Here is a 26,073-nt window from a genome sequence, read left to right on the forward strand (position 1 = left end):
ATTTGTTCTTAATTACCTGACTTTTATTCTTTATTAACCTTCGTAATCTTCCCACGTGCCTGACGGAAATAGCGGTGCGCCAGAGAACCGCGCTGTCGTGACGTCAAGCCTACTTCGAGCAAATGCAATCGTGGGGAACATGTCATGGCAAGAATTAGTATACTTGGTATCGGATACGTCGGCGTGGTTTCTGCGGCCTGCCTGGCGGAAGATGGTCACACGGTCGTGGCTGTGGACGTCGACCCGGCCAAGGTGGCCAAGCTCAATGCCGGCGAAGCACCGATTGTCGAAACAGGGCTGACGCCGCTGCTTGAGCGCAATGTCGCACGTGGACGCCTGAGCGCCACTACGGACGTCAGTTCCGCCATTGCCGAAACAGACCTGACCTTCATTTGCGTCGGCACGCCCAGCGCGTCAGATGGCGCTGTCGGTTTGAACTACGTTAAGCAGGCCTGCAAGGATGTTGCAGCGGCGATACGGCAAAAGTCGACGTTTCACTCCGTTGTGGTGCGCTCGACCATCGTTCCCGGCACCATGGAAAGCGAATGCATTCCTATCCTCGAGCAGGTGTCGGGACTGACCGCCGGCGACGGGTTCGGTGTCGGGTACTATCCCGAATTCCTCCGGGAAGGCACAGCAATCGACGACAATTACAATCCGGGCCTTATCGTGTTCGGTACCATTGATCCCGTTACGGAACAGCTGTTGCGCGACATTAACGCCGGTCTGCCGTGCGCCTGCAATGTCGTGCCGCTGGCGACAGCGGAGATGATTAAGTACACGAGCAATTCCTGGCGAGCTGTCAAGGTGACCTTCGCCAATGAGATCGGGAACATCGCCAAGGCCTGCGGGATCGACGGCCAATTGGTCCTGAAGGTGTTGTGTTCTGACGACAAGGTAAACATGTCGCCCTATTTCATGCGACCCGGGTTTGCCTTCGGTGGTTCATGCCTGCCCAAGGACGTTCGCGCCCTGCGGCATCTGGCGGGCGAACGGGAAGTCTCCACACCGCTCCTCGACTCGGTTCTGACCGCGAATGCTGGACAGATCGAGCGCGCAGAGACGATGGTCGAGAATGCGCCCGGAAAGTCGATTGGCATGGTGGGGATCAGCTTTAAGGCCGGCACCGACGATTTGCGCGAAAGCCCACTCGCTGAGCTCGCCTCGCGGCTCATTTCCAAGGGCTTTGACCTTAGGGTCTACGACCCGAGTGTCAGCGTTGCATACTCACATAACATGGGCGGCTCGGGACGCGGGAACGGAATTGTTCCTGATCTCAAGGAGCGCCTTGTCGACGAGATTGATGAATTAATCGAAGGCGCTGACATCCTGCTCGTCGGCAACCGCTACGAGGAAGCAGTTGAGCCTCTGACAGAGGCGGCATCGACCAAGAGTCTTGTCGACCTTACGCGCATCAATCCGAAGATGCGCTCCGGCGGCCTGTACGCAGGCATCTGCTGGTAGGAGCTGAACGTGCTGAGCCATATCCTTTACATCCTTGTCTTCTTAAGCGTAGCCGTTGCGGTTCCCGCTCATCGGCTCGCCGAAAACGCCAGCCTAGTGTTGACGATGGGAACACTGGGGATGTGGCGATATGGCTGGGGCGCGATCAACTTTGTCCGCGCAACGATATTCATTCACATCGTGCATCCGCGCCGGCGCGCTGCCGTGACCAGCAGATATCTGGAACGGCAGCGCCCGGCTCATTCCTTCTTCCTGGTGACGACCTACAAGGTCGACACCGCTGTCACGGCTCGGGTCTATCGCTCCCTGTTCAATGCTGCTGCCGCGTCAAGAGGAGGTGCAACGGTTGTTGCCTCAATCGTCGATACTGCTGATGAAAGGCTCATTCGACGAATCTATTCGCTGATGAAGGCCCGGACCGCTCATGTTCGGCTGATCATTGATCGAATACCGGCAACTGGCAAGCGTGATGCGCTGGCGACATCCTTGCGCATCATTGCCAGGCAATGCCCGATGCCCGACGACATCGTCGTCCTCATCGACGGTGACAGCTGCCCTCCGGAAGATCTTGTCGAGACGTGCGCTCCATTTTTTGTCGATCCTAAAATAGGTGCCGTGACAACGGATGAGGATTGCGAAATCGAAGAATCTCGTCTGTTTCGCGACTGGTTCAATCTTCGCTTTACCCAGAGACATATGATGATGTCGTCCATGGGACTTTCCGGTCGTGTGCTGACGCTAACGGGACGGCTCTCGATCTTTCGTGCATCGCTCGCCTGCGACCCAGACTTCATTGACAACGTGCAGCATGACTGGCTGGCGCATTGGCGGCTCGGGACTGTGAAATTCCTGACTGGAGACGACAAGTCGACGTGGTTCTGGCTGCTTAAGCGTGGCTATGAAATGGCCTATCTCCCGGACGTCCGATCCGTCTCGATGGAAAGCCAACCGAAGCCCGGGTTCGTCGATTCCGCCGTCGCTTTGATGCTGCGGTGGTTCGGCAACATGCTTCGAACGAACGGCAGGGCGTTGGCGCTTGGCCCCCATCGCGTCGGGTGGTTCACCTGGTGGTCGGTGCTCGATCAGCGAATATCGATGTGGACAACACTGTTCGGCCCCGCAACCGTGGTGATGTCGGCCGTGCTGATCAGCCCACTCGTCCTGCCCCTCTACCTGGCATGGGTTATGTTCACCAGGTACATCTACTGCTGCCTGTTGACGACCTTCCGGCCGGCTTTTCCGATCACATACCCGTTTCTTTTATATTTCAGCCAGATCAGCGGCGCCCTCGTCAAAACCTTCGTTCTGTTTCGTCTCGATCGGCAAAAATGGACCCGGCAGTCCACGGCACGACGTGCGAGGCGCTCCGCCTCCCTGTCGGAGCGTCTGCGAAACCTGTCGTCGACCTACGTTCACATGCTGGCAAGCGCTTGGCTCTTGTTCGCAGCCTTTATGATTTCCACCGCAAGAATGTGACCTGGAAGGATCTCTGATGACGACAATCGACCATCGCGAAAAGGAAGTGCTTTCAGTGGACAAGGATACAGGTGAGGCGCCCGATTTTGCCGACGCGAATGAACATCCGAGCCTGCGCATACCGTTCTCAGTCGCGATCGATGGACGCGCCTATGAAGGGGTTACTCTTTCAATGGTGGGAGCGCGAATTGCCGGAATTGCTGCGGCAAATTGGGCGGGCGCCAGCAAACTTGCTCTTTTTCGGTTCAATTTCAACGGATTTTCGCTGTCATTGCCAATCGACGTCGTCGTTGCATCAAGCGACAGTGAAACGGGAGCAATTGCCTTGCGCTTCCGGGACCCGACCGGCCAGCATATGCCGCAGATACGCTATCTCCTGAACTGCTGGCTAGCGGGCGACCACGTGACCTTCGATGGGTTGATTGGCGCGACGAGCGCCTGGCAGAAAGAAAAGGCACCCACTTCCGCCGCAGTCCGGCCGCCACGCAGCGCCGCGTTGGCTAGAATAGTTGGAACGCTCAGCGTTGGCCTGGCCTCGATTGCCCTCATATTGTTGACGGCCACTGCCTTGAACAACCGCCTTTATGTGACGGAAGTAAATGCGCCGGCCCTCGTCCAGCGTCAGGGTCTAACGATGAAGGCTACGGCGAGTGGCCAGGTCGACTTCATCAATCCCAGTGCTCCCAGTGGAAAACCGGCCTATTCCATCCTGGCATCCACGGGTGTTGCCGTAACGGTCAGCATGCCTTGCGACTGCGAGGTTCAAACGACCGGGATCGAGCGAGGAGCGACCGTCCTCGTGGGTCAACCGATCCTCAATGTGAACAAGCATGGGGCTCCACTTGTTGTGCAATCGAGCCTGACCGGGCCCGAGTTGCGGCGATTGGCGGGGGGCGCAACGGCGCAGATCGAGACTCGCGATGGCAGGAAGGTCGATGCCAACGTTCTTGTCGATCGCGCCGGCGCCCCCTCAGGTGATCTGCTGCCGGTAACGCTTGTTCCCATTGAATCCCTGCCAGACGTGCCACCTGGAACGCCTGTTGTGGTGCGATTGGACGGTTCGCCCGGATGGGTGAGAGCCATGACAAATAGCCTGTCCTATTTCCGGGGTACGAAATGAGCGACATTCATCCACTGATCCTATGCGGCGGGTCCGGTACTCGTCTCTGGCCACTTTCGCGCGCCCACCAGCCAAAGCAGTTCCAGCCGGTCAACGGCGAAGGCTCCTTGACGTTCTTTCAGAGTACGGTTCAACGCCATCGCGCCGATATGTTTTCTGATCCGATCGTCTGCGTGGGATCCCGCCATGTGCAGACGGTTGCGCGTCAACTCCGTGAAATCCAGAGCAAAGCGCACATTATCACGGAGCCGGTGGCGAGGAACACGGGCCCGGCGGTGCTGGCTGCATCGCTCTATCTTGCTGGCGCCAAACCTGACGCGGTGCTGGTCGTCCTGCCATCTGACCATGTCATCAAGGGCGAGCTCAATCGCCTCATTGCGCAAATGCACCGTGCAGTATTGGACGGGCTTATTGTTACCTTCGGCATCCAACCGAGCTATGCCGAAAAGGGATATGGCTACGTCATGGATGGCGGTCAATTCGATCTCTATCCCGGCCTGCACCGCGTCGAAAGTTTCATTGAGAAGCCCAGTACAGCAATTGCTCAGTCGCTCATCGACACCGGTTTTGCGTACTGGGCATCAGGCATCAGCATGTTTCGGGCGAGCAAGCTGATTGAGGAATACCGGCGTCACGATCCGTCGACATTTGCTGCCGTCAGCGCTGCTCTCCAGTCCGCCTCACCGCTTGAAACCGAGGCTGGCCTACTGCTCGACGAACGGCATTTTATCGCAGCAGACAGCCAGCCGACAGAAAAGGCGGTCTTTGAACGCTGCAAGGACATTGCCTTGGCGCCCGCTGCAATCGAATGGGACGACGTCGGTGGCTGGACCTCTGTCCATTCGATCGGAATGAAAAATGAAAGCGGCAACGTAACCTCCGGCGACGTCGTCCTGTTCGATACGCGCGGCTCGTTGGTGCGAGGCGGAGAGCGCCTGGTCGCAGTTGTCGGCATGAACGATGTGGTGGTCGTCGATACCGACGACGCACTCCTCGTCACCAACAAGTCAAGCGCCCAGGACGTGAAGAGAATTGTCGAGCACCTCGTAACGCTCAAACGTCGCGAAGCGGAAAACCACCGTAGCCAGGTTACCGAATGGGGCACCATAAAGTCGATGCAGGCCGGCCCGGGTTTCGCCATGGACCTCTTGAGTGTCGATGGCGGAAAGACCGTCACGCTTGTTGGTGAGGAAGGCGTGTCTCGGATCCTGGCCGTTATCCGCGGGGGGGTGCGGCTTATCGGCGACCAAACGCAGTCTGAGCTGACCCCCGGCCTGTCCGCCATGGTTGCGACGGGCAGACAGGCGGTCTTGGTCAATACCTCCGATACCGTTTCCGAGGTCATTGAAATCAGCTGTGGCAACGCCAGCGTCCTTGGCTTGCCGAGCCAGCCTTTTGCAACCATCCCCTACGACGTGAGGGCAGCTGATTATGCCTAGTCGTTTTGCGGCGATCGCGACACTTGTCGCCTGCCTCGCGGGCTCACCCTGGGCGACGGCGGGTCAGAAGAGCCCATACTGGCCAGGGCTGGACCGTCTCGAGCAAGATACGCAGCGCTTGGATGTATCGTCGGGCGAGATATTCAGGCGTGCCCACGAACTGGCTGGTATTGAACCGTCGCGGGCCGGAGGTCAGGCCGGCCAACTTAATTTCCCAGATACCCAGAAACGCCTTAGTCGTTCGCCGGTCGATATTCTCCTGCGCCGGATCGGCTTGCCGGCAAGCCAGGGTTTCGTGGAAGCCAGTTTAAAGGCCCAGCCGGCCCCTCAGGCTACCGCAATCGTCATCGAAAGCGGCTCATTCAGCCTCGAAGACGTCAGACAGGTCCTGCAAACGAAGGGCTTTGATGACTATCTCGAGAAGGGTCCAGAGGGGTACGTCGCCCATCGCCCCATCTTCATCTGGACTGGCGGCGCATTGAAAATCGGCCCTGGCGAAAGGTTGGCGGTCGACGGCAGCCAAGGCGCATTTGTTGTCAATACCGGGGTTTTGGAGATCGATGGCGCATACCTTGGTGTGACAGGCGCCAAGAACAGCGGATTTCGGCCGTTCCTGCTGACAACCTTCGGCGGAGCCACACTGGTAAGCCGAAGTGAAATCACCGGACTGGGCTTTCCCGGGTTCCTGGAAGGAAGCGGTGTGGCCTTCACACATCAACAGTTTTCGTCATCTGTAACGGGCTCCATACTCAAGGATAACATCTTCAAGGATGGTGCTGGTGTCGCGCTTGCCGGCGTAAGCGGGCTCGACATCGTCGGAAATCGCTTTGTCGATGGTCCTCAGACAGCGGTGCTGGTCAAGGCGGCACGCAACGTGCGTATCGCCGACAACATCGTGTCGCAACGATCCGGGACGCACGCCATCAAGGTGACCGATGGTTCAAGCCATCTCGACATTTCCCACAACATCATCATTGGCAGTCCAGGTAACGGAATTTTTGTTGACGGCGGATCGACCGAGGTCAGGATTTCCGACAATCTCGTCGGCAGATCGAGGCTGACCGGAATTAGCGTGGATGGTGCCGCCTGCGTTGCGATCGAACGCAATGTCGTGCTTGCAAATCTTTCCCGTGGCATTGCGATGCGTTCCGTCCTCAACGGCAACGTGGAGAAAAATGATCTCCTCGGAAATGCTTCCGCCGGCCTGGCGATTTCAGGTCAGTTCGAGCATTCATCGCTTCGCGTTTCGCACAACAACTTTGTGAACAATCGCTTCGGATTGAGTGGCTCGGCAGTTGGGGAAGTCAGCCTTCTGGCAAACGACTTCAGTCGACAGCTGCCGCGCGTCGCCGACGGAGACTTCGCAACGAACCTCGGCGGATTGCTGGAGTTTGCTGCATCAGACCAGCCTGGTGAATTCAAGATCAAGGCAACCGTGCCAACCGCTCCGGATGACTTCTCCCAGTTTTCCGCAGTCGATTTTTCCGCTTGCATCGCCAAGAAGGGACCCTGAAATCATGGTTTTTTCCTCCGAGGTCTTCCTTTTTCTGTTTCTTCCGACATTCCTGCTGGCCTACTACGCGACCCCGATTGCGGCGCGCTCCCTTACCATTCTGATTGCGTCCTATATTTTTTACGGGTGGTGGCGGATGGATTTCCTCGCACTCCTGTTTGCAACAACCGTGTGGGTCTATGTCTTTGCGATCGCAGTCGAGCGCAATCTAGGCCGGCCCGCAGGGAAAATCCTGCTCGCCGTTGGTATCGCCGGCTGCCTGACGGTGCTTGGAGTTTTCAAATACCTGAACTTTTTCATCGATAGTTTCGCCGCTCTCGTTGGGACGGATGCGGGCGGGCTCGGTATTCACTGGCGCCTCATCCTTCCCATTGGTATTTCCTTCTACGTCTTCCAGTCGATCAGCTATCTTGTCGACGTCTATCGCCGGGAAACGCCCGCCACGCGCAACTTCATCGATCTTGCCGCATACAAGGCTCTGTTTCCGCAGCTCATTGCTGGCCCAATCCTGCGTTTCAAGGATCTCGCCGACCAATTCAAACATCGCGATCACACCATCCAGAAGTTTAGCGACGGTACGGCCCTGTTCGTCATCGGACTTGCAAAGAAAGCACTGATTGCAGATCCGATTGCGCCGATCGCCGACAGCATCTTTTCGAGCGGTCACCCGACCCTGATTGAGGCGTGGCTTGGCGCCATCGCCTACATGATGCAACTTTACTTCGATTTTTCCGGCTATAGCGACATGGCGATAGGCCTTGGACTGATGATCGGGTTCCGCTTCGCACCGAACTTCGACATGCCCTATCTCAGCCGGAGCATCACCGAATTCTGGCGCAGATGGCACATCAGTCTGTCAAACTGGCTGAGAGACTATCTCTACATTCCGCTCGGCGGAAGCCGCCTCGGTCCTCTTCGAACCTATCTCAACCTGATTTTGGTCATGCTCCTCGGTGGGCTTTGGCATGGCGCCAACTGGACCTTCGTTCTCTGGGGCGGATGGCATGGTGGCTGGCTGGCGCTCGAACGCGCCACAGGCTGGAATAAGATAGCGACCTCGAAATGGATAGCGCTGCCACTCACCCTGCTGATCGTCTTGTTGGGATGGGTCCTCTTCCGGGCCGAGAGCGTCGGTGTCGCATTGGAGCTTTATGCCGGCATGCTTGGGCTGAATGGGTTTTGGGCGCGACCGGAATTGCTCCTCGATATCACTCACGAAGGGCTGCTCACTCTGGCCATCGGATGCGCAGTCGTTGCAAGCGAGCCTTATCTTCAGACATTCGATCGGACAGGGGTTGCCGTGCCAGGTACCGATGGAACCGCGACGCTTCGTCAATCGATCACAGTGCCGTTGATGCTGACCTTGCTTGCAACAGCAACGATCCTGAAGCTTGCCGAGGCCAACCACTCGCCGTTTCTCTATTTTCAGTTTTGAGGCGCCAATGCAGATCAACGCTAAACAAACAACTGCCAGACTGCTGCTTCCGGTGATGTTGTTCGGCTATGGGGTCTTTGCCAATGTCGACATTCGCCCCCAATTGCTCGGCGCTGTTTCGCAGCTCCCCGCAAACGTCGGCCAACTGAGCCACGGGCTGATCGGAACGACGCTCGAGGCCGTCTACAAGACCGAGTTGCCACACCGCGAGTTTGCGGTCGAATTCGTCGGCGCTGCTCGCTACGTCCTTTTCGGCGAAGGGCGTCGTGGAGTGGTCGTTGGAAAAAACGGATGGTTGTTTTCCGAGGAGGAATTTCGCGGCGCCGCGAACGCTGACAGCGGCATTTCGAGCGGCGTTCGCGAGATTTCGAAGGTCGCCGAAGCTCTACGGTCCCGAGGTCAGCGACTGATTGTCGTACCGCTGCCTGCCAAGAGCGACGTTTACCGTGAATATCTGACGGATCAGCGATATGCCTCGATCGCAGAGCGTCGATACACCGATTTCATCGATGCACTGTCTGCGGCACAGATCGACGTCGTTGATGCAAGGGAAGCACTACAGCGTGCAAAACCGCAGGATAACGTCTTTCTCAAGACTGACACGCATTGGACGCCTGCGGGAGCCAAGGCTGTCGCCGGTGCGATCGCGGCTTCCTCGCGAATTGTGGGACAGACGCATTTTGTCCTCAAGGACGAGCCAAACCGGGCGCTTGAAGGCGACCTCGTCAAATTCGTGACCGGTGCAAGATTGGCGCCGTCGATCGGATTGAAGAACGAAGTCGTCGCCCCGCAAACTGCGTCACCGGACGATGCAGGGTCAATCATCGATATCCTGGGACAGGACGAAACATTTCCCGTCGTTCTGGTCGGCACCAGCTACAGTGCCAACGATACCTGGTCCTTTTCCGCTTATCTCGAAGCTGCGCTTGGCGCCAACGTCTTGAATGTCGCCGAGATCGGCCGCGGGCCGGTCGTTCCCATGCATAAATTTCTGGAGACCAGCCAGCAGATTCAAGGACAACCGACAGTGCTTTGGGAGTTTCCGGTTCGCTATTTGACCGAGCCAGCTCTTTGGGATGCACCTCCACCCGTTGCTGAGGAGTAGACACATGCGCTTCCTTATACTGCTGGTCGCTCTGAGCATTGGCGTCAATAACGGATGCGGTGTTGCGTTTGCGGCTGCGGGCGCCGACCCGAAATCAAAGGCAGCGGATCAGCGCTATCGGCAAGGCTTCAATCAGGGCGTTACAAGAACGGATCAACTGAAGGACCCCGCCTTGCAGGCAATCCGTCGGCGGATGATTGCCCGCCAGCGTGTTTCCTACAAAGAGCTGCAGATGCTCGCCGACCGGGGCGACGGTGTAGCGGCGATCTACGTCGCCAAACGCCTTGCAGCAAATCCGAAACTGACGGCCGACGCGATCCATTATTACACCATTGCATCTAGCACCGGCCGCGCAGGAGCAGTTGCTCCGCTTTCCCGACTGCTCAGCACAACCTCAGAGACAGTCAGTGAGCCCCGCCTTGCGCAGGCTGAAAAGACGCTTCGCGACCATGCGTCCCGTGGAAATCCCGTGGCAGCCGCACAACTCGTCAAATTTTACAAGAGTGGCCGGCCTTTCGGAGCCAAGCCCGACGAGGTCTTGCGCCTTGAGCGGCAGGCGGCCGCCGGGGGTGACTCGAAGACTGCGCTCAATTTGGCGATCTCCATGATCTCCCAGGGCCTGGCGGGCGATCAGGAAAAGGAAGAGGCGAGGCACTTCCTGACGATCGCAAAAGACAGTGCTGAACCAAGCACGAGCGCGATCGCCGCCGCCGTTTTGCGCCGGTTGGAGAAAGAACCAACGAACCTTGTCGAGGTTTCGCAATGATACACTGGATTAGTCGATCGACCTTGTGTTCCCGGATCTTGGCGGCAGTCGCCATTGCGCTGGCGTCGGCAGGGACCGGCCACGCCGCGTCCTCTGCTTTCGAATGCGCAGGCCTTGAGACCAACAGACAACTTGCCGTTGTCGAGGGAGAGAAGGGATTTTTCTATCGCGTCATTGCGGACCTGCGCATGGAGCAGCAACTGTCGGAGCACACCGCCGACGAAGTGGCATTGCTCGCAGAGGCGCTTGAGGCGGGGGGAACGACGCTTGTCTTTGTTCCGATACCGACCAAAAGCCTCGTCCTGCCGCAATATCTGCCCGAAACTGCAAAAAGTGACTACGGTTTTGACTACGGCGTTGCAAAAAGAGCCTATGACGATGTCATCAAGCGATTGCGCGATCATGGCATCGCTACGGTTGATCTGCTGGAAAGGCTAAGAAAAGACGCCGGTGATGAGCCGCCATTCTTCCAGGCTGATTTTCACTGGACATCGTCGGGTGCGCGCGTGTCCGCAGAGGAAATCGCTGCAGCGATCCGGGCTCTTCCAGGTTCGGACGACCTCAAAAAAGCGAGTTTTCAGACAAAGCCGACCACGCGCTTGTCGATCATTTCCACGATGCGTCGATTGCTGCAGTCCGGCTGCAAGGATGCATTGCCCCTGCCGCAGACACAGGGGTACGAAACCTTTGAGACGGGTGGCGAAAACACCACAGCCGACATCTTTGGCAACGACGCTTCGGGCGGTACCGTCGCCCTGGTCGGCACGAGCTATTCTGATCTTCCTGCCTCAAATTTCGCGGGCTTTCTCTCGCAGGCCCTCTCAACTCCTGTGACGAACTATTCGATTTCAGGGGGCAACCAGTTCGGGTCGATCACGTCCTATCTCACATCGGAAGCCTTCCAGACGAACCGGCCCCGATTTCTGATTTGGGAGAACCCGATCTACAACAATCTCGGCAAATTCGGCGATGCGCCTTTGATCGAGCTTTCGGCCGCGGCGCGTCAAAGCTGCCGGACGATCGATAGTGAGAAAATTTCACATCCCAGCGCCAATGTGATCAGCGTTGCCATCGGTGAGGGCGAGGTCTCTGACTCGGCGGTGATTTATGCGTTTTCAGGCGATGCGCATAGTCGGCGAGCGACGCTGCGTTTTGAGCTGAGCGACGGCCACCAGTTCGAGAGCAGTATTCTGCGCGCGGACCGAATGGTCTCGACCGGCCGCTTCTATTTTCCGGTTCGCTACTTTGCCCGTGAGGCCCCGCAGCGCATCAATCTCGAATTTGACCGCCTTTCTGCCGATGCCGCGGCGGTCAGTGTCTGCAGCCCTAAAGCAAGGTGATGGAAATGATCATATCTCGCACATGTGCAGCTCTTTGCGTCGCGATGCTGGCTTTGGCCACGCCCATAACGGGATTGGCGCAAGACGCCGGGCTTTACGGCAAGCCCGTTGACCCGAACGGGTCGTTCATCCGCATTGTCGACATTAATGCCTCGTCGGCCGTCATCGCTGGTGCTCAAGTCGCAAATTTCACCGAAGGGGTGTCACCCTATGTCACCGTCAAACCTGGTGACGTCGACATGTCCATCGGCTCAGAGAGCACGAAGGTGACCGCCGACCCCGGCAAATACTACACCTATGCCAAGCTGTCAGATGGACAAGGGAAACTTTACGTCGATGGCGTCAAGGATGACCCGTCGAAGGCTCAGGTCTATCTTTACAATCTCACTGACCTGCAAACAGTCGATCTGGTCGCGCCTGCTGCGAATGCAACTGCACTCAAGGCGGTCGCCTCCGGAACCTCTCAGAGCGTATCTCTAAGAGCGCCGCTCAGTCTCGGCTTCGTTATCCAGCACGACGGCAAGACGATCGCCGAAATCGAAAAGATCGACCTGAAGAGACGGGCGGGGTTTTCCATCGTTCTCTCAGGCAGCAAGGGCGACTACCACGTCGTCGCCGCTGAAAACCACTTGAGCCAATAGGGGACAATGATGTCGTTTCATGCCTTTCGACGCATTCCTTCTTCGCTTGTCGGGACCGTTGCGGCGTGCCTATGGCTCGCAGCGACCGCCGGCCAGGTGCGGGCAGGTCCAGTCGCCATCGAATTCCTGCCGCCCAAGGTTGAGGTCAAGCCGATATGTATTCAACGGGCGCCGGACGGAGAGGTCATTGATCGATGGCTTTCCTGGGATCGCAAGTCGCTTCCGAAGATGGCACCGTGGCTGGTTCAGCGCGAGGCGCAACGACTTCGCGACATCGATCCGGAACTCTATTTTCCTGTCATCGCACGCATGATCGAACTGCTGCCCGGCCTGAACACCGACATGAAACCACAGGATTTGGAGGCGGAGAGGATCACACTCTACCTTCGGGCGGGAAAGATCGATGAGCTGAAGGACACCGGAGCGATCGAGGCTTTCGTCGCACACGCGGAAACCAGTACGCCGAAGGATCTGGACCTAGCCGCCGAGCTGATCCTGAACGGCGTTACCGATCAGAAAGACACGACAAAGGCGCTCTCCTACCTCGTCAACGCCGCCTATGGCGGAAATCCAAATGCGCTCCTGCAGCTTGCCAAACGAAACCTCGACGGACAGAGCATCGAGGGTTGGACGGTTGACCCATCGCTCGCCATAACAATGGCCTTCGGCGCGATGGTCGGAAAACTTGACAGTGGAATTTGCGACCGGGTCGCGCGCATTGCCAGAGAATATGAAAAGGGGGAAGTGGTTCAACAGAACCGCACGATCTCGGAGGCGTGGTTGCGCTTTGCAGCCGACCTCGGAGACGGCAATGCCGCCTGGAAGGTCGCTCGCTATCACATGGAAAGCTCCGATATCCGCAAGGACAACGCAGTCCTGATGCGCTACCTCAAGTTCGCGGCCGATCATGGTGTGGTTGCCGCTCAGTCCGAGCTCGGCCACGTTTACGAGATCGGGGCGATCATTCCGAAAGATCTTGAGAAATCCGAGTACTATTATCGCCAGGCTGTGGCATCAGGTCATCGCAGCAGTCTGATCAGGCTCGCAAACCTTTACTCCGACGCACCGGACGCCCGGGAGAAGTATGTTCAAGCATTGAACGAACTCGCGTCACTAAACGATGCGCCTGGTTGGGTTTTCGCCAGGCTGGCAAATCTTGCAATCGAGACGGACGGCTATTGGAAATCTCGCGACGAGGCAAGCCAGCTCTTCGCCAAAGGAGCCGAGCGTCGTGACATGACGTCCATGCACAGTCTGGCCGCCATTCGCATGGGCAGCACAGGCGAGGGGAATTTCGACGAGGGGATCAACCTTCTATTGGCGCTTCTTGACAACTTCGGCCGAACCGACACCATGAATGATTTGCGCGATGCCTACTTGTGTCACGCGCCCGACGGACCTCGCCTCGAGCAGGCGGCCTATTGGGCGAACGCCGCCCAGGGAACGCAGGGCGGCGCATGGTCAGTCGAAGACATCGAGGAGCTCGCTCATCAAGCAAACACGTCTGCGGCAGCCCTGCTTCAATCGGGTGCACTGAATGGCCAACCAAAGTTGATTGCTGCCTACCTCTGGTATCTCAAGGCAATTGGAACGGACGCTCACGCTATCAAAGAGTGGGACGAGCGCTTGTCGACGAGCCCGGACGCCGAGGCGGCATTTGCAGCCTTGATGCTGCAGGCGGTGGGCGATGATGCCCGCAAGAAACGTGCCGCGCTCGACCGACTTCTGGCTGCTGCCGATCGGGGCAGCCCGGCTGCGCGGGTCGGGGCTGGCGAGTTGATCCTGTCCTCGTTCAGGGATGACCCTACCCTTGCGGCCTCAGCCGAAAAGAACCTGCGTTTGGAAGCTGCAAACGGCAACGGAAGGGCCATGCAACTGCTTGCCGAAAAGTTTGCTGTGCCCCTTGACGTCTACAAGCAATACCTGCCGGCCATCTCCGATCGCGGGGATGCTGACGCACTGATTTTCGCGGCCCGGCAGGTGAACGATGTCAATTTGAAACAGGGTTACCTGCTGCGCGCTCAAAGCGTCATGGACTGCTCGTTCGATTCGGCACTTTCAATGGCGCATGCCTATTCGGATCTCGGTCAGCCAATAAGATCGCGCGCCTGGATGGATGTTGGCGAAGCTTTCTCGGAAGGAAAACCGTGGAGAGCACGACTGTTGGCCGAAGCCTATGCTGCAGTCGCATCGGCAGAGGCACGCAACAGCGCCATGCGCCTGTTCGAAATCGCGGCTCGTGGTGGCGACGCGAAGGCCGAGCAGCACCTCTTGAAAACCTACACCGACAAACAGAACCAACAGTTCTCGCCTGAGAAAGCAACCGAACTGATGGTCGATGTTATCGAACATGCTCCGGCCGAACGGGTTGCTAGCCGCCTGACCGGCTTGGCGCGATCGCACAAGAGCATCTACCAACTTGTTTTGGCACGCGTTGATCTTGCGTCGATCTACAAACGATCGGCAGATACGGGCGACCCTATCGGGATGCGCGAATTCGCAAAGCTGAAGCTTGCGACCAATGCCGGTGCGGAGGCCGCCACAAACGCCACGGATCTGTTTCAGAAGGCGGCGGACAAAGGCGATGCGGAGTCAATGGTGCTGCTGGCGCAGAACTACGCCTACGGAATAGGCACGCAGCCGTCGTTGCCTCAGGCGAAGGCCTGGCTGGAAAAGGCAGCGCGTCTCGGCAACAAGCAAGCAAACGAAATGCTGGCTGTCATGGCAATGAAGGTGAACTAGATGAGAAGGTATGTTTCCCGCCCGGTATGGATTAAGGGGCTTGGCAAGCTTCGTCAGGGTGCTCTTGTTTCGCCGTTGGCACTGGGGTTGCTCGCCGTTTGCGACCATCCTGCACAGGCCGAACAGAAGTGCCCGAGAGTGCCCACGCCGGTTACAAGCCTTGAGCTTGGCAGCCGTTATGAAAAGGGTGACGCGTCCCGCTCGGAGCTTGACCAGGAAAGCAACGCAGCTGTCAACAAGGCCCTACGACCCATAGATCTCTTTGTCAGGTCAGTAGCCGCACTCTCTCACGGATCGTCTGCCACCAAGCCCTCCGACATCGAGAAACGCCGGTGTCTCTATACCGCACTGGCTACATGGGCAAATGCCGGCGCGTTGTCCGATCTCGGCACGATGAATGCGAAGCTCGCCATTTCCCCGCGACTGGCCGGGATCGCAATTGCCTACAATGAAGCGAAGGCCCTAACGCCACCGCCGAGCAAGCAGAAAGTGGAAATCGAGGCGTGGTTGGCGTCCCTTGGCCGCAAGCTGGAATCCTTCTTCGACAATGACGCGCCACCGATGGCGTCGCAGAACAACCTTCGCGCCTGGGCCGGACTTGCGGTCGCGCAAATCGGTCTGGCGACAAATGACGATGAGCAGGTTGCCTGGGGTGCGAAGTCAACGGAGATGGTCGTCTGTTCGGCCGACGAGGCTGGAGCGCTTCCCTTCGAAATGAAGAGAGGAGACAAAGCCTTGCATTATCAATTGCACGCGGTGGCGCCCCTGGTCGTCAATGCAGTACTCCTGAAAGGCCACTCAGCCGATAGCTTTGCCGTGTGTGATGGAAAGCTTGCCAAGATCGTGGATTTCACGCTTTCGGCGGTCGAAAAACCGGAACTCGCAGCGGCTAAGGCCGGAACTGAGCAGTCCTTTTCCATGGGCAGCGAGACGTTGGAGCCCTTTCAGCTCGCATGGCTGGAGCCTTATCTGACATATGAAAAAGATGAGAGGGCACTGCGCCTTGCTAAGAAGTACAGGCCACTATCGAACTCCAATCTTGGGGGCAATCTGACCGAGCAATACTCTGGGGATTGAGATAGTTCGTCATCAATCACACGTCACTCGAGGAATAAGAAAGCCCACAAATGCTTAAGGTTAGATATGTGCTGGTGATCAGCCTTGCCACCTTTTTTTTCGTGCCGGCATATGTCGCCGCCCAAGGCATGGCAGCACGCCCGACAATCTCCGAGCAAACAACTCCGAAAAATCCTGACGGCAAGCTTAGCCCGAAAACTTGCGCTAAACTGCTGACGAAAGCAAAGAACTCCGGCAAGAGCATGAACATTATCATTCGCCGAAAGATGCAGCTTGCATCCCGTGGATGCATTTTTTAGGTGAGGATGCCGAGGGTGGGACAGGCGGAACATGCGTGCCGACATGACTTGTTGTCTCAAGCGAGCCAAGCCCGGATGCACTCTCGCGAACGCGAGCAGCGATACCGATTGACGCAAGCGCGTGTTCCGACAAATCGAAAGCCGGTCATCCGTTGCCGAAAACTAAACTGCCCGAACTGCGAGCAGGCGATCAACGACCTGGCGTCCTCGCCGAGATCGGATCGCAAGTCATCTGCGGTTTGGGTGCTTTTCCGGAAGAAGCGGCAACTAAATTAGGCTGCGCCTAGGATTGCGCGCTGGCTCTCGCGGATTTCCGCGAGCGGTAGGCTCCAAAAGAATGCGTCGCGACCCTCAGAACCGACTGGCAGCGCGTAGCCTTCCGGCTGCCAAACGCGACGCCGCCGCCGTGATACTCCTTCAATGTGCCCTTGGATGCGGCTCCTTAGGGTCGGCTGGGATCATGGTAGGTCATGCTATTGGAGAAGGACGGCTTCCGCGAGATTCGGGTTCCAACTGATCAGGGCCTCGCCGGACCAGATCGTTCGACACCTTCGTACAATTGGCATTCGCTCAGATTTCAGCGATCCTCCTCCTTGTCGCATGAGGCGCGCTGTTTGCAACGGCGATCTTCGCGGCTTGACGCCACGAACACCGACCTCGGCGGTATATGAGCCAAGTTTGTCCGGTTTTGCCCTTTCATTCCAATGTCGGACAACCGCGCCACCGTTATACTCCTCTCTGCGATGCGCAGATGGGCTCTTTAAGCCAGTCTGGCTTGCAGATCGCCGATCGAGACCGCGTGGTGGTCCCGCGCTGCCTGTTTCAACACTGTAGAGAGCCGCCATTCATTCACTGCCGTTTGTGCCTGGAATGATTGGAAGACAAGGAATGCTGAGATGAACCATGCGATCGATCGGCAACCAGCCAATGAAATCTTCTCGCAGACATCGTTTCTCGATAGCGTCAACGCATCCTACATCGAGAGTTTGCAAGCCCGCTATCTGGAGGATCCCAGCTCGGTCGGTGCAGAGTGGCGGGATTTTTTCAGCTCGTTGGATGATGATGCAACAGCCGTAAGACGCACCGTGGAGGGCGCCTCCTGGAAATTGGCAAATTGGCCCATTCCATTGAATGGCGACCTGGTTTCCGCCCTGGACGGGGATTGGGCGCGGGCGGACAAGGATGCTTACCGTCAAGGAAAGGCCGGAACTGGTGCCGTGTCCGAAAGCGAAATGCTCACCGTGAACCGCGATACCGCCCGCGCTTTGACGATGATCCGCGCTTACCGGATGCGTGGTCATCTCCACGCCAACCTCGACCCGTTGGGCCTAAAGGCCCCGGAGAATGATGAGGAACTGAACCCTACGTCATACGGGTTCGGTGACGATGTTCTTAATCGTGCGGTGTTCATCGACGGCGCCCTCGGGGTCGAGAGCGCTACGATCAGAGAGATAGTGGCGGCTTTGCGTAGCGCCTACTGCGGTACCATCGGCTATGAGTACATGCACATTTCCGATCCGGTTCAAAGAGGATGGATTCAAGAGCGCGTTGAAGCAAGGAACACAACTCCGGAGCTGACGCCGGACCGCAAGCGCGCAATTCTGAAGAAGCTCGTCGAGGTCACGGGGTACGAGCGCTACCTCAATAAGAAGTTCGTAGGCACGACCCGCTTCGGCATCGACGGTGCGGAAACGACAATCGTTGCGCTGGAAGAAATCCTCGAACGCGGTGCCGCGCTCGGCGTGGCCGAGGTCGTCTTCGGAATGGCACATCGCGGACGCTTAAACGTCCTTAGTCAAGTGATCCGCAAGCCTCACCGCGCACTCTTCAGCGAGTTCAAAGGTGGTTCGTTCTTCCCCGACGAGGTCGAGGGATCCGGCGATGTGAAGTATCATCTCGGCACGTCATCGGACCGGGAATTCGGCGGCAAGACGGTTCACCTGTCCTTGGTTGCAAACCCGTCCCATCTCGAGATCATCGATCCGGTGGTTCTAGGCAAGGTTCGCGCGAAGCAGGAGCAGCGCAACGATTCGGTCGAGCGAGCGACAGTTTTGCCTCTCCTCATCCACGGGGACGCGGCCTTCGCCGGGCAGGGGGTCGTGGCCGAGAGCCTTGGCCTGTCGGGTCTGAAGGGGTATCGAACCGGCGGCTCGGTTCATTTGATCATCAACAACCAGGTCGGCTTCACGACGGATCCGAGCTACTCCAGGTCGTCGCCATATCCGTCTGACGTGGCGAAGACGGTCGAAGCGCCGATCTTCCATGTGAACGGCGACGATCCTGAGGCGGTGGCTCGTGTTGCAAGGCTCGCGATCGAATATCGCCAGACATTCCACAAACCGGTCGTCATCGATCTGATTTGTTTCAGGCTCTTCGGTCACAACGAGGGCGACGAGCCATCGTTCACTCAGCCGGCGATGTACAAGGAGATCCGCTCACATAAATCCACGCTGGAAATCTATGCGGAGCGTCTCATCTTAGAAGGCCTCGTCGGGAAGAGCGAAATCGAGGACGCTAGCGCAAGGTGGTCTGAGTATCTCGACGCCGAGCTGGAAGCATCGAAATCCTACAAGCCCAAGAAGGGCGACTGGCTGGATGGAAAATGGGCCGGGCTCGGGTCGGGCAAATCGGAGAGCGATGAGGAACCCGACAGTCCGACGGGCGTCGACACGACCAGGCTGAGAACCATCGGGGAAAAGATCACGACCCTTCCCGAAGGATTCAACGTGCATCCGACAGTCGGTCGCTTCATCGAGGCGCGGCGGAAGACTATCGAGGCGGGCAAGGGTATGGATTGGGCGACGGCAGAAGCGCTCGCGCTCGGATCACTGGCCGACGACGGCTATCCTGTCCGACTGTCGGGCCAGGATAGCGAACGCGGGACGTTCTCGCAGCGCCATTCAGTGATCATCGATCAGGAGACCGGCACACGTTACATGCCGCTGAGCAGCATCCGCCCTGGACAGGCGCCCTGCGAGACGTTCAACTCGATGCTGTCGGAGGAGGCGGTTCTCGCTTTCGAGTATGGCTACTCGCTTGCCGAGCCGAGAGCCTTGGTTGTCTGGGAGGCTCAGTTTGGCGACTTCGCAAACGGGGCCCAGGTGGTGTTCGACCAGTTCCTGTCGTCTGCCGAACGCAAGTGGCTCCGGATGTCGGGTCTCGTCTGCCTTCTTCCTCATGGATATGATGGTCAGGGGCCGGAACACTCTTCGGCTCGCCTGGAACGCTACCTGCAGAGTTCGGCCGAAGGCAATTGGCAGGTAGCCAACTGTTCGACGCCAGCCAACTATTTCCACGTTCTGAGAAGGCAATTGACGCGCGATTTCCGCAAGCCGCTGATCCTCATGACCCCGAAGAGCCTCCAGCGGCACAAGCGGTGCAAATCGGATCTATCGGAATTGGACGTTGGCGCGCGGTTCCAGCGGATACTGCGTGATGACAGCGAGATGGGCGGCGAGAGCTCGACGAAGCTGGTCAAGGACGCCAAGATCCGCAAGGTGCTGCTGTGCTCGGGCAAGGTCTACTACGACCTTGAGGAGGAGCGATCCAAGCGCGCGATCAACGACGTCTATCTGTTGCGTGTCGAACAACTCTACCCCTTCCCGGCTAGAGCGCTGGCAGCGGAGCTCGCGCGGTTTCCCACCGCGAGCATCGTGTGGTGCCAGGAGGAGCCTAAGAACATGGGCGCCTGGTCGTTTGTCGAACCCTACGTCGAATGGGCCCTAAGACATGCTCGAGGAACACTGGATCGGCCCGAGTACGTCGGTCGTCCGGCGTCTGCATCGACGGCGACGGGTCAGATGTCCCGGCATCTCGCTGAGGTCGGCTTGTTCATGGACACGGCCTTCGCACCGTAAGCGTTTGAATTTCGAGGAAAGACATTTGGACGAGTTGAAAATCGTGAAGGCTCTTGCACACCCTGTACGGATGGACATCCTGAAGTGGTTGAAGGAGCCGGAGAAACACTTCGGAATTCAGGAGCATCCGGTGGGGATGGGCGTCTGCGCCAACCAGTTCCAGCGTTGTGGTTTGGCGCAGTCGACCGTGTCCGGTCATCTCGCGACACTGAGCCGAGCAGGACTCGTGACCACCAGGCGCATTGGCTAATGGATCTTCTACAAGCGCAACGAAGAAACGATCGCGGTTTTCTTAAAAGGGCTAATGCGTGATCTATAAAGCTGTGCGTCCCGTGCCGGCGGCAGGCGGGGCGCAGGCTAGACTTGAGCGACGTCAATGACGACGCGACCGCGAATTTTCCCCGCAATAATGTCCTCGGCGAGTTGCGGAAGCTTTGACATTGGTTCGACCGTTGTCATCTTGTTGAGCTTCTCTTTATCGAGATCGCGTGCCAGGCGTTTCCATGCCGCTAGGCGCTGCTCGAGCGGAGCCACAACGGAATCCATGCCGATCAGCGTCACGCTCCGAAGTATATGGGGCATTACTGTGCCATTGAGATCTGCACCCCCAGCAAGTCCACAAGCGACGATCGCGCCGCCACGAACCGTCTGAGCAAGCGCATTGACCAAGGTGTCCGAACCGACGCTGTCGATGCCGCCCGTCCAACGTTCCTTTTGAAGAGGCGGGCCCTTTTCCTGAAGCGTTGCTCTGTCAATAAACCCTGTCGCGCCGAGCATGGCGAGATACTCGTGGGTCTGCGGACGACCAGTCGACGCAGTAACATTGTAGCCTTGCGCGCAAAGCAGCGCGATCGCCACGGAGCCGACCCCGCCGGCCGCTCCCGTGACCAGCACTTCACCCTCTCCAGGCTTTATCGAACCCCATTTCTCGAGTGCATCGACGCAAAGGGCCGACGTATAGCCGGCCGTCCCAATCGCCATGGCCTCCTGCATTGAAAAAGCCTCGGGCAGGGGGATCAGCCACTCCGCCTTGACGCGCTGATACCGGGCGTAGGCTCCCCATTCGGTTTCAGAAAGCCCCCAGCCGTTCAAGATGACCTTGTCACCCGGCTGCCATTTCGGGGATCTGCTTTCCAGGACCGTCCCAGCAAGGTCAATGCCGCCAATCATGGGCATTCGTCGAGCTATCCGACCTTTGCCGGTGATCGCCAAGCCGTCTTTGTAGTTGAGCGCCGAGTAGGCGATTTCAACGAGGACGTCGTAGTCGGGCAGATCACCAATGGAGAGGTCCTTGAAGAGACCTTTTGGTTTACCGTCCACGGTATCGATCACCATCGCCGTGAAGCTTCTGTCCATAATAACCTCCTGCTCCGATAACTTTCAGTGACAGAGGAACTGGCATCGTCACGGCGTCGTCAAGCTGCGGCGACCGTCTCGGCCGGACGAAAGCGCTGGCGATATTCAATCGGCGTAACGTTGATCCGCCGCATGAATGCCCGGCGCAGGCCACTTTGATCTGCAAACCCGCACATGCTTGGCACTCTTTTCAAAGGTGTATCGCTCTCTTCAAGCATTCTTCGCGCGGCTTCGACCCTGGCTGCCTCGACGTAGTCTCCAGGCGTCATGTGCGTCTCACGCTTGAATGTCCGCGCGAAATTGCGACTGCTCATCGCGAGGCGCGCCGCCAGCGTTTCGACCGACAGATCATTGGCAATGTTATCGACGATCCACTGAGCGATATCGCGAATCGGGCCGATTTCTGCGACCTGCGCTTCAAGATGTACGCTGAACTGAGATTGGCCGCCGGGTCGCTGCAGAAAAAGAATGAGTTCCTTTGCTACCCGCAGAGCAATGCTGCGACCGAAGTCTTCCTCGACAAGGGCAAGCGCAAGATCCATGCTCGCAGTGACGCCAGCGCTTGTGTAGATGGGCCCGTCTTTGACGAATATGGTATTCGGTTCCAGTCTAACCTTGGGAAACATTTCTGCGAGCCGGGACGTCGAATTCCAATGCGTCGTCGCCCGCCGGCCATTCAAGAGCCCGGCCTTCCCCAAGAGAAAGGCGCCGGTGCATATCGAGGCCAGCCTTCGGACGTGACGCGACTCCCGGATGATCCACTCGACCAACTCGCGATGGTCCTCATATTTGCGGACGCCGGGGCTTCCCGCGATCACGAGCGTATCGAAGCCCTCAAGGGTCTCCTCGATCGACATGTCCGGCAAAAATCGAGTGCCGTTGAGGGCTGTCACCGGTTCCATGGACAACGCCACGATCTTGATGGTGTATCCGGACCGCCCCTTCAGCAGCGTGGTGGCCTCGGAAAACACATCCATCGGGCCAGCCACGTCGAGCATTTGAACCCCTGGAATGGCAAGAATGGCGATACGCATGGTGCGCCCCTGGCTGTTTCGAGTGCCCCGGACATATGTGCCGGGCCATATTTTGATCGCTGTCCGGCTCGGTTCATTGTCGGCGAAGGCGGCTCATGCATCAATCGGGGCGTCTGTGCGCCCATTCACGCTTCCGGATCCTGCCGAATGGAAGCTAGATCTTAGGTCAAGGTAGTGCTCGGTCAAACGATCTAAGCTGAACGCTCTGTTGAGACCACTCGGATTCGGCAGCACCCAGGTATTTGCCCCCGCAAACACCTCGCTTTGCTTACCCCAGTCGCAATCCCGTCGAGCACTGATCGCTGCGAACGCTGCCTTCCCGAGAAATGCCAGATTGGCTGGTGCAAACTTTCGCATTCTGACTTCCAATGCGGGCGCGGCCTTCAGGTAGTCGTTCAACGTCAGTTCGTTCGCGCTTTTGGTTGCGCGCGACACTGCGGCTGTGATGCCGCACCCATGCTGCAACAACACGCGCTCTTCCTCCGCCCGTAGCAACCGCGACGTAAATCCGGCGAGGTGCAATACCCGCCAGAAGCGATTGCTCGGCGCCGAAAAATTGTGTCCGTCGAGAACCGCCGAGAGAGCCGGATTCAGTCCGCAGAAAACAACTGAAAGGCCGGGCGCGAGCACGTCCGACAGCCCGGTAGCCTGCGTCAATTGATCTCCATTGCGATCGGTATCCGCCGACATGGCTTTCTCACGCCTTTCGAGGTCAATCAAACCAAAGCACGGCCCTCGGCCGTGATCACCGAGCCCATATCCACCACCTCGTCAGACAGGATCATCTCATTGTGAGGCTTCCCCGACGGGATCATTGGCAAGCAGTTTTCAGTCTTCTCGACGCGGCAGTCAAAAATGACCGCCCGAGGCGTATCCAACATCTCAATGATCTTGCCGTCCAGCTCGTCGGGCGTCTCGGCACGGATGCCGACAGCTCCATACGCCTCCGCCAGCTTGACGAAGTCCGGCAGGCTTTCGGAATACGAGTGGCTGTACCGCTCGTCGTGCAGCAGTTCCTGCCACTGACGGATCATCCCCATGTATTCGTTGTTGAGGATGAAGATCTTCACAGGCAGCTTGTACTGCGCCGCTGTCGACATCTCCTGCATGTTCATCAGTATCGACGCCTCGCCGGCTATGTCTATGACGAGACTATCTGGATGTGCGAGTTGAACGCCAATGGCTGCCGGCAGCCCGTAGCCCATCGTTCCCAATCCTCCAGATGTCATCCAGCGGTTCGGCTCGTTCAGATGGAAGAACTGCGCCGCCCACATCTGGTGCTGGCCCACCTCCGTCGTCACATAGACGTCTCGTTCACGCGTCAGGGCTCGCAAGCGCTCCAGGGCGTATTGCGGCTTGATGACGGTGGACGAGTTGCGGTACCTGAAGGCTCTGCGTGCCCGCCCGCCAGTTATTGATCTGAAGCCACCAGGGCGCAAGCTTTTCGTTTCTTTTCTCTTGGCCATCGCGGGGCCATGCCGCGATCAGGTCTTCCAGGACCGAGGAGGCATCTCCGATAATGCCGACATCCACCGGGACCGTCTTTCCAATCGAAGACGGATCGATATCGACGTGGATCTTCCTCGAACCCGGCGAAAAGGCGTCAAGACGGCCGGTAACGCGATCGTCGAACCGGGCACCGATGCAGAGCATGACATCGCAGTCGTGCATCGCATGATTGGCTTCGTATGCACCATGCATGCCAGGCATCCCCAACCATGAAGGATCCGAGGCAGGGAAAGCTCCGAGGCCCATCAGCGTCGACGTGACAGGCGCCCCGACCAGCGCCGCAAATTCCCTCAGCCGTCGGCTCGCCCTTGGACCCGAGTTGATGATGCCGCCACCTGTATAGAAAATGGGCCGTCGCGCTTCGGACAGCAGTCGCACTGCCTCCGCCACGCTTGCCGGATTGCCCTTTGTCTGTGGTTCGTAAACGTGCAAGGGCTTGGAATCCCGAGGACCGATGTATCGACCCCGCGCGACTTGAACATCTTTTGGGATGTCGATGACGACCGGCCCCGGCCTGCCGGTCGTCGCAATGCGATATGCCTCATGCATGACACGGGGAAGGTCCTCGATGTTCCTGACGAGGTAACTGTGCTTGGTGCACGACCTCGTGATACCGATCGTATCGGCCTCCTGGAACGCATCCGTGCCGATCAGGTGCGTTGGCACCTGGCCGGTGATGACGATCAGTGGGATTGAATCCATCAGCGCGTCGACGATCCCCACGACCGTATTGATCGCGCCTGGCCCGCTTGTGACGAGAACGACGCCGGGCTTTCCGCTCGAACGCGCATAGCCTTCAGCCGCGTGAGCAGCGCCTTGCTCGTGGCGAACGAGAATATGGCGCAGCCGAGGCTCGCCGAGCAGGGCATCATAGATAGGCAGAACGGCGCCACCTGGATAACCGAACAGGACTTCGACGCCCTGATCGACCAATGCCCGCACCACCATCTCTGCGCCTGTCATTTCCTCGTCGTGCGCGGACAAAGTTGTCGAAGTTGAAAGATTAGATGTCATGCCTCATTCCAATCGCCAGTGCAGAAGCCTTCCGCTTCAGTATGACCCACTATAGGCGAGTGGGATTTGTCCGGAATCTCAATGTGACGGCAAAAACGGACAACTACACGTCGTTTGCAGCCAGTCGTGCTGACCATGCCGGTCGCCGTGACACTGGGGAGGCCTTGCGGTCAATCGCGGACCAGCGTTACGGCTGAGGATGGCTCGAGATGCCCGCGATCTGCATCATCACAGAGTGAATGGTGTCTTCCTGATGGAGTTCGCCGATCAGCAGTTTGAACCAGCTAAATCCCACCCAGAGCGCGACCTTGTCGTCGACCTCCTCGGGGCGCAATTCGCCGCGGGCCACAGCATGCGTCAACATTCGTCTTACATCGGCCGTGCGGTCGGGAAGAAATCTGTCCCGCAATGCGCTTAATGCATCTGCCGTACCCTGCGCCTCGGCAATCAGTCCTCGCAGGGCGGCACCGGCTGGGTGGGACGCCCAAAACCGCCATAAGCTCGTCGTATATTGCACCAGCTCCTCGACCAGGTTGCCTGTGTCCGGGACCGGCACAAACGTCGATCGTTCGGTGGTATAGATCGCGATGAACAGATCGGCTTTGGTCGGATACCATCTGTAGATGGTCGTCTTTCCAGCCCCGGCTCGACGGGCGACTTCATCGACAGAAAATCCGGCGTAGCCCTTTTCCGAAATCAGTTCCCTCGCGGCAGCAAGGACAGCGGCCTCTGCCTCCGGATTGCGACGCGATCCAATCGAAGTGCGTTTTCTTAAGTGGGCGGGCTTTAGCTTCGTGGTCATGGATCAGGCCTAGCTCAAGTCGATGCCGCCGATCAACAACGAATGAGGCAGGTGTCCCCATTGTTTAAGCCCAGGCGATCGTCG

General features: G+C 58.1%; 18 protein-coding genes and 2 pseudogenes. 15 read left to right on the top strand and 5 right to left on the bottom strand.

From position 1 onward, the window contains the following. Positions 1-144: 144 nt before the first annotated feature. The 15 genes and pseudogenes from LPU83_RS69355 to LPU83_RS73565 all read left to right on the top strand — a co-directional run bounded on the left by LPU83_RS69355 (position 145) and on the right by LPU83_RS73565 (position 20,593). The gene (locus LPU83_RS69355) at positions 145-1,464 is read left to right on the top strand and encodes a nucleotide sugar dehydrogenase (protein ID WP_024315912.1); all 1,320 of its coding nucleotides are present in this window, start codon (positions 145-147) and stop codon (positions 1,462-1,464) included. 9 nt (positions 1,465-1,473) lie between these two features. Next, entirely contained in the window at positions 1,474-2,940 is a 1,467-nt protein-coding gene (locus LPU83_RS69360; protein WP_024315913.1) for a glycosyltransferase, read from the top strand. A gap of 16 nt (positions 2,941-2,956) precedes the next feature. Continuing rightward, positions 2,957-4,060: a hypothetical protein gene (locus tag LPU83_RS69365; protein ID WP_024315914.1), complete on the top strand. Its 1,104-nt coding sequence runs from the start codon at positions 2,957-2,959 to the stop codon at positions 4,058-4,060. Further along, on the top strand, positions 4,057-5,499 hold the full coding sequence (locus LPU83_RS69370) for a mannose-1-phosphate guanylyltransferase (RefSeq protein WP_024315915.1): 1,443 nt from the start codon (positions 4,057-4,059) through the stop codon (positions 5,497-5,499). The genes LPU83_RS69365 and LPU83_RS69370 overlap by 4 nt, the downstream gene beginning before the upstream one ends. Further along, positions 5,492-7,012 carry a right-handed parallel beta-helix repeat-containing protein gene (locus LPU83_RS69375; RefSeq protein WP_024315916.1) on the top strand — a complete coding sequence of 507 codons (1,521 nt, stop codon included), beginning with the start codon at positions 5,492-5,494 and terminating at the stop codon, positions 7,010-7,012. The genes LPU83_RS69370 and LPU83_RS69375 overlap by 8 nt, the downstream gene beginning before the upstream one ends. 4 nt (positions 7,013-7,016) lie before the next feature. After that, positions 7,017-8,447 carry an MBOAT family O-acyltransferase gene (locus LPU83_RS69380; RefSeq protein WP_024315917.1) on the top strand — a complete coding sequence of 477 codons (1,431 nt, stop codon included), beginning with the start codon at positions 7,017-7,019 and terminating at the stop codon, positions 8,445-8,447. A 7-nt stretch (positions 8,448-8,454) separates the two neighbouring features. Continuing rightward, positions 8,455-9,552, top strand: a complete 1,098-nt coding sequence (locus LPU83_RS69385) for an alginate O-acetyltransferase AlgX-related protein (protein ID WP_024315918.1) — start codon at positions 8,455-8,457, stop codon at positions 9,550-9,552. Between the two features lie 4 nt (positions 9,553-9,556). Then, a complete protein-coding gene (locus tag LPU83_RS69390; RefSeq protein WP_024315919.1) occupies positions 9,557-10,318 on the top strand; it encodes an SEL1-like repeat protein in 762 nt (253 codons plus the stop codon). Further along, positions 10,315-11,658 (top strand): alginate O-acetyltransferase AlgX-related protein, encoded by a 1,344-nt coding sequence (locus tag LPU83_RS69395; RefSeq protein ID WP_029710145.1) that lies wholly within the window; start codon positions 10,315-10,317, stop codon positions 11,656-11,658. Before LPU83_RS69390 ends, LPU83_RS69395 begins: the two co-directional genes overlap by 4 nt. 5 nt (positions 11,659-11,663) lie before the next feature. After that, positions 11,664-12,299, top strand: coding sequence for an alginate O-acetyltransferase AlgF (locus tag LPU83_RS69400; protein ID WP_157997404.1), 636 nt, complete (start codon positions 11,664-11,666; stop codon positions 12,297-12,299). Between the two features lie 9 nt (positions 12,300-12,308). After that, positions 12,309-15,041, top strand: a complete 2,733-nt coding sequence (locus LPU83_RS69405) for a tetratricopeptide repeat protein (protein ID WP_176703588.1) — start codon at positions 12,309-12,311, stop codon at positions 15,039-15,041. Next, positions 15,042-16,118, top strand: a complete 1,077-nt coding sequence (locus LPU83_RS69410) for an alginate lyase family protein (RefSeq protein WP_024315923.1) — start codon at positions 15,042-15,044, stop codon at positions 16,116-16,118. It begins immediately after the preceding gene. 68 nt (positions 16,119-16,186) lie between these two features. After that, entirely contained in the window at positions 16,187-16,417 is a 231-nt protein-coding gene (locus LPU83_RS69415; RefSeq protein ID WP_157997405.1) for a hypothetical protein, read from the top strand. Positions 16,418-17,325: 908 nt separating this feature from the next. Beyond that, positions 17,326-20,274, top strand: a complete 2,949-nt coding sequence (locus tag LPU83_RS69420; protein WP_024315925.1) for a 2-oxoglutarate dehydrogenase E1 component — start codon at positions 17,326-17,328, stop codon at positions 20,272-20,274. A gap of 70 nt (positions 20,275-20,344) precedes the next feature. Then, positions 20,345-20,593, top strand: a pseudogene (locus LPU83_RS73565) (ArsR/SmtB family transcription factor). 38 nt (positions 20,594-20,631) lie between these two features. Here LPU83_RS73565 and LPU83_RS69430 read toward each other — a convergent pair. From LPU83_RS69430 to LPU83_RS69450, 5 genes and pseudogenes are all read right to left on the bottom strand, one after another. Further along, a complete protein-coding gene (locus LPU83_RS69430; protein ID WP_024315926.1) occupies positions 20,632-21,630 on the bottom strand; it encodes an MDR family oxidoreductase in 999 nt (332 codons plus the stop codon). A 59-nt stretch (positions 21,631-21,689) separates the two neighbouring features. Next, a complete protein-coding gene (locus tag LPU83_RS69435) occupies positions 21,690-22,664 on the bottom strand; it encodes a GlxA family transcriptional regulator (protein ID WP_024315927.1) in 975 nt (324 codons plus the stop codon). Between the two features lie 93 nt (positions 22,665-22,757). Further along, complete coding sequence (gene mug / locus LPU83_RS69440) at positions 22,758-23,354, bottom strand: G/U mismatch-specific DNA glycosylase (RefSeq protein ID WP_024315928.1); 597 nt, start codon at positions 23,352-23,354, stop codon at positions 22,758-22,760. A 26-nt stretch (positions 23,355-23,380) separates the two neighbouring features. After that, a pseudogene (locus LPU83_RS69445) lies at positions 23,381-25,187 on the bottom strand (acetolactate synthase 3 large subunit). Between the two features lie 187 nt (positions 25,188-25,374). Further along, entirely contained in the window at positions 25,375-25,989 is a 615-nt protein-coding gene (locus LPU83_RS69450; RefSeq protein WP_024315929.1) for a TetR/AcrR family transcriptional regulator, read from the bottom strand. Between the last annotated feature and the right edge of the window lie 84 nt (positions 25,990-26,073).

It is taken from the genome of Rhizobium favelukesii (genome assembly GCF_000577275.2).
Lineage (GTDB): Bacteria > Pseudomonadota > Alphaproteobacteria > Rhizobiales > Rhizobiaceae > Rhizobium > Rhizobium favelukesii.

What these genes read in the sequence shown, in the direction of transcription:
- LPU83_RS69410 (WP_024315923.1), top strand. Translation starts at nt 15,042, where the DNA reads ATGAGAAGGTATGTTTCCCGCCCGGTATGGATTAAGGGGCTTGGCAAG.
- LPU83_RS69405 (WP_176703588.1), top strand. Translation starts at nt 12,309, where the DNA reads ATGTCGTTTCATGCCTTTCGACGCATTCCTTCTTCGCTTGTCGGGACC.
- LPU83_RS69355 (WP_024315912.1), top strand. Translation starts at nt 145, where the DNA reads ATGGCAAGAATTAGTATACTTGGTATCGGATACGTCGGCGTGGTTTCT.
- LPU83_RS69435 (WP_024315927.1), bottom strand. Translation starts at nt 22,664, where the DNA reads ATGCGTATCGCCATTCTTGCCATTCCAGGGGTTCAAATGCTCGACGTG.
- LPU83_RS69365 (WP_024315914.1), top strand. Translation starts at nt 2,957, where the DNA reads ATGACGACAATCGACCATCGCGAAAAGGAAGTGCTTTCAGTGGACAAG.
- LPU83_RS69385 (WP_024315918.1), top strand. Translation starts at nt 8,455, where the DNA reads ATGCAGATCAACGCTAAACAAACAACTGCCAGACTGCTGCTTCCGGTG.
- LPU83_RS69395 (WP_029710145.1), top strand. Translation starts at nt 10,315, where the DNA reads ATGATACACTGGATTAGTCGATCGACCTTGTGTTCCCGGATCTTGGCG.
- LPU83_RS69430 (WP_024315926.1), bottom strand. Translation starts at nt 21,630, where the DNA reads ATGGACAGAAGCTTCACGGCGATGGTGATCGATACCGTGGACGGTAAA.
- LPU83_RS69380 (WP_024315917.1), top strand. Translation starts at nt 7,017, where the DNA reads ATGGTTTTTTCCTCCGAGGTCTTCCTTTTTCTGTTTCTTCCGACATTC.
- LPU83_RS69400 (WP_157997404.1), top strand. Translation starts at nt 11,664, where the DNA reads ATGATCATATCTCGCACATGTGCAGCTCTTTGCGTCGCGATGCTGGCT.
- mug (WP_024315928.1), bottom strand. Translation starts at nt 23,354, where the DNA reads ATGTCGGCGGATACCGATCGCAATGGAGATCAATTGACGCAGGCTACC.
- LPU83_RS69390 (WP_024315919.1), top strand. Translation starts at nt 9,557, where the DNA reads ATGCGCTTCCTTATACTGCTGGTCGCTCTGAGCATTGGCGTCAATAAC.
- LPU83_RS69370 (WP_024315915.1), top strand. Translation starts at nt 4,057, where the DNA reads ATGAGCGACATTCATCCACTGATCCTATGCGGCGGGTCCGGTACTCGT.
- LPU83_RS69375 (WP_024315916.1), top strand. Translation starts at nt 5,492, where the DNA reads ATGCCTAGTCGTTTTGCGGCGATCGCGACACTTGTCGCCTGCCTCGCG.
- LPU83_RS69450 (WP_024315929.1), bottom strand. Translation starts at nt 25,989, where the DNA reads ATGACCACGAAGCTAAAGCCCGCCCACTTAAGAAAACGCACTTCGATT.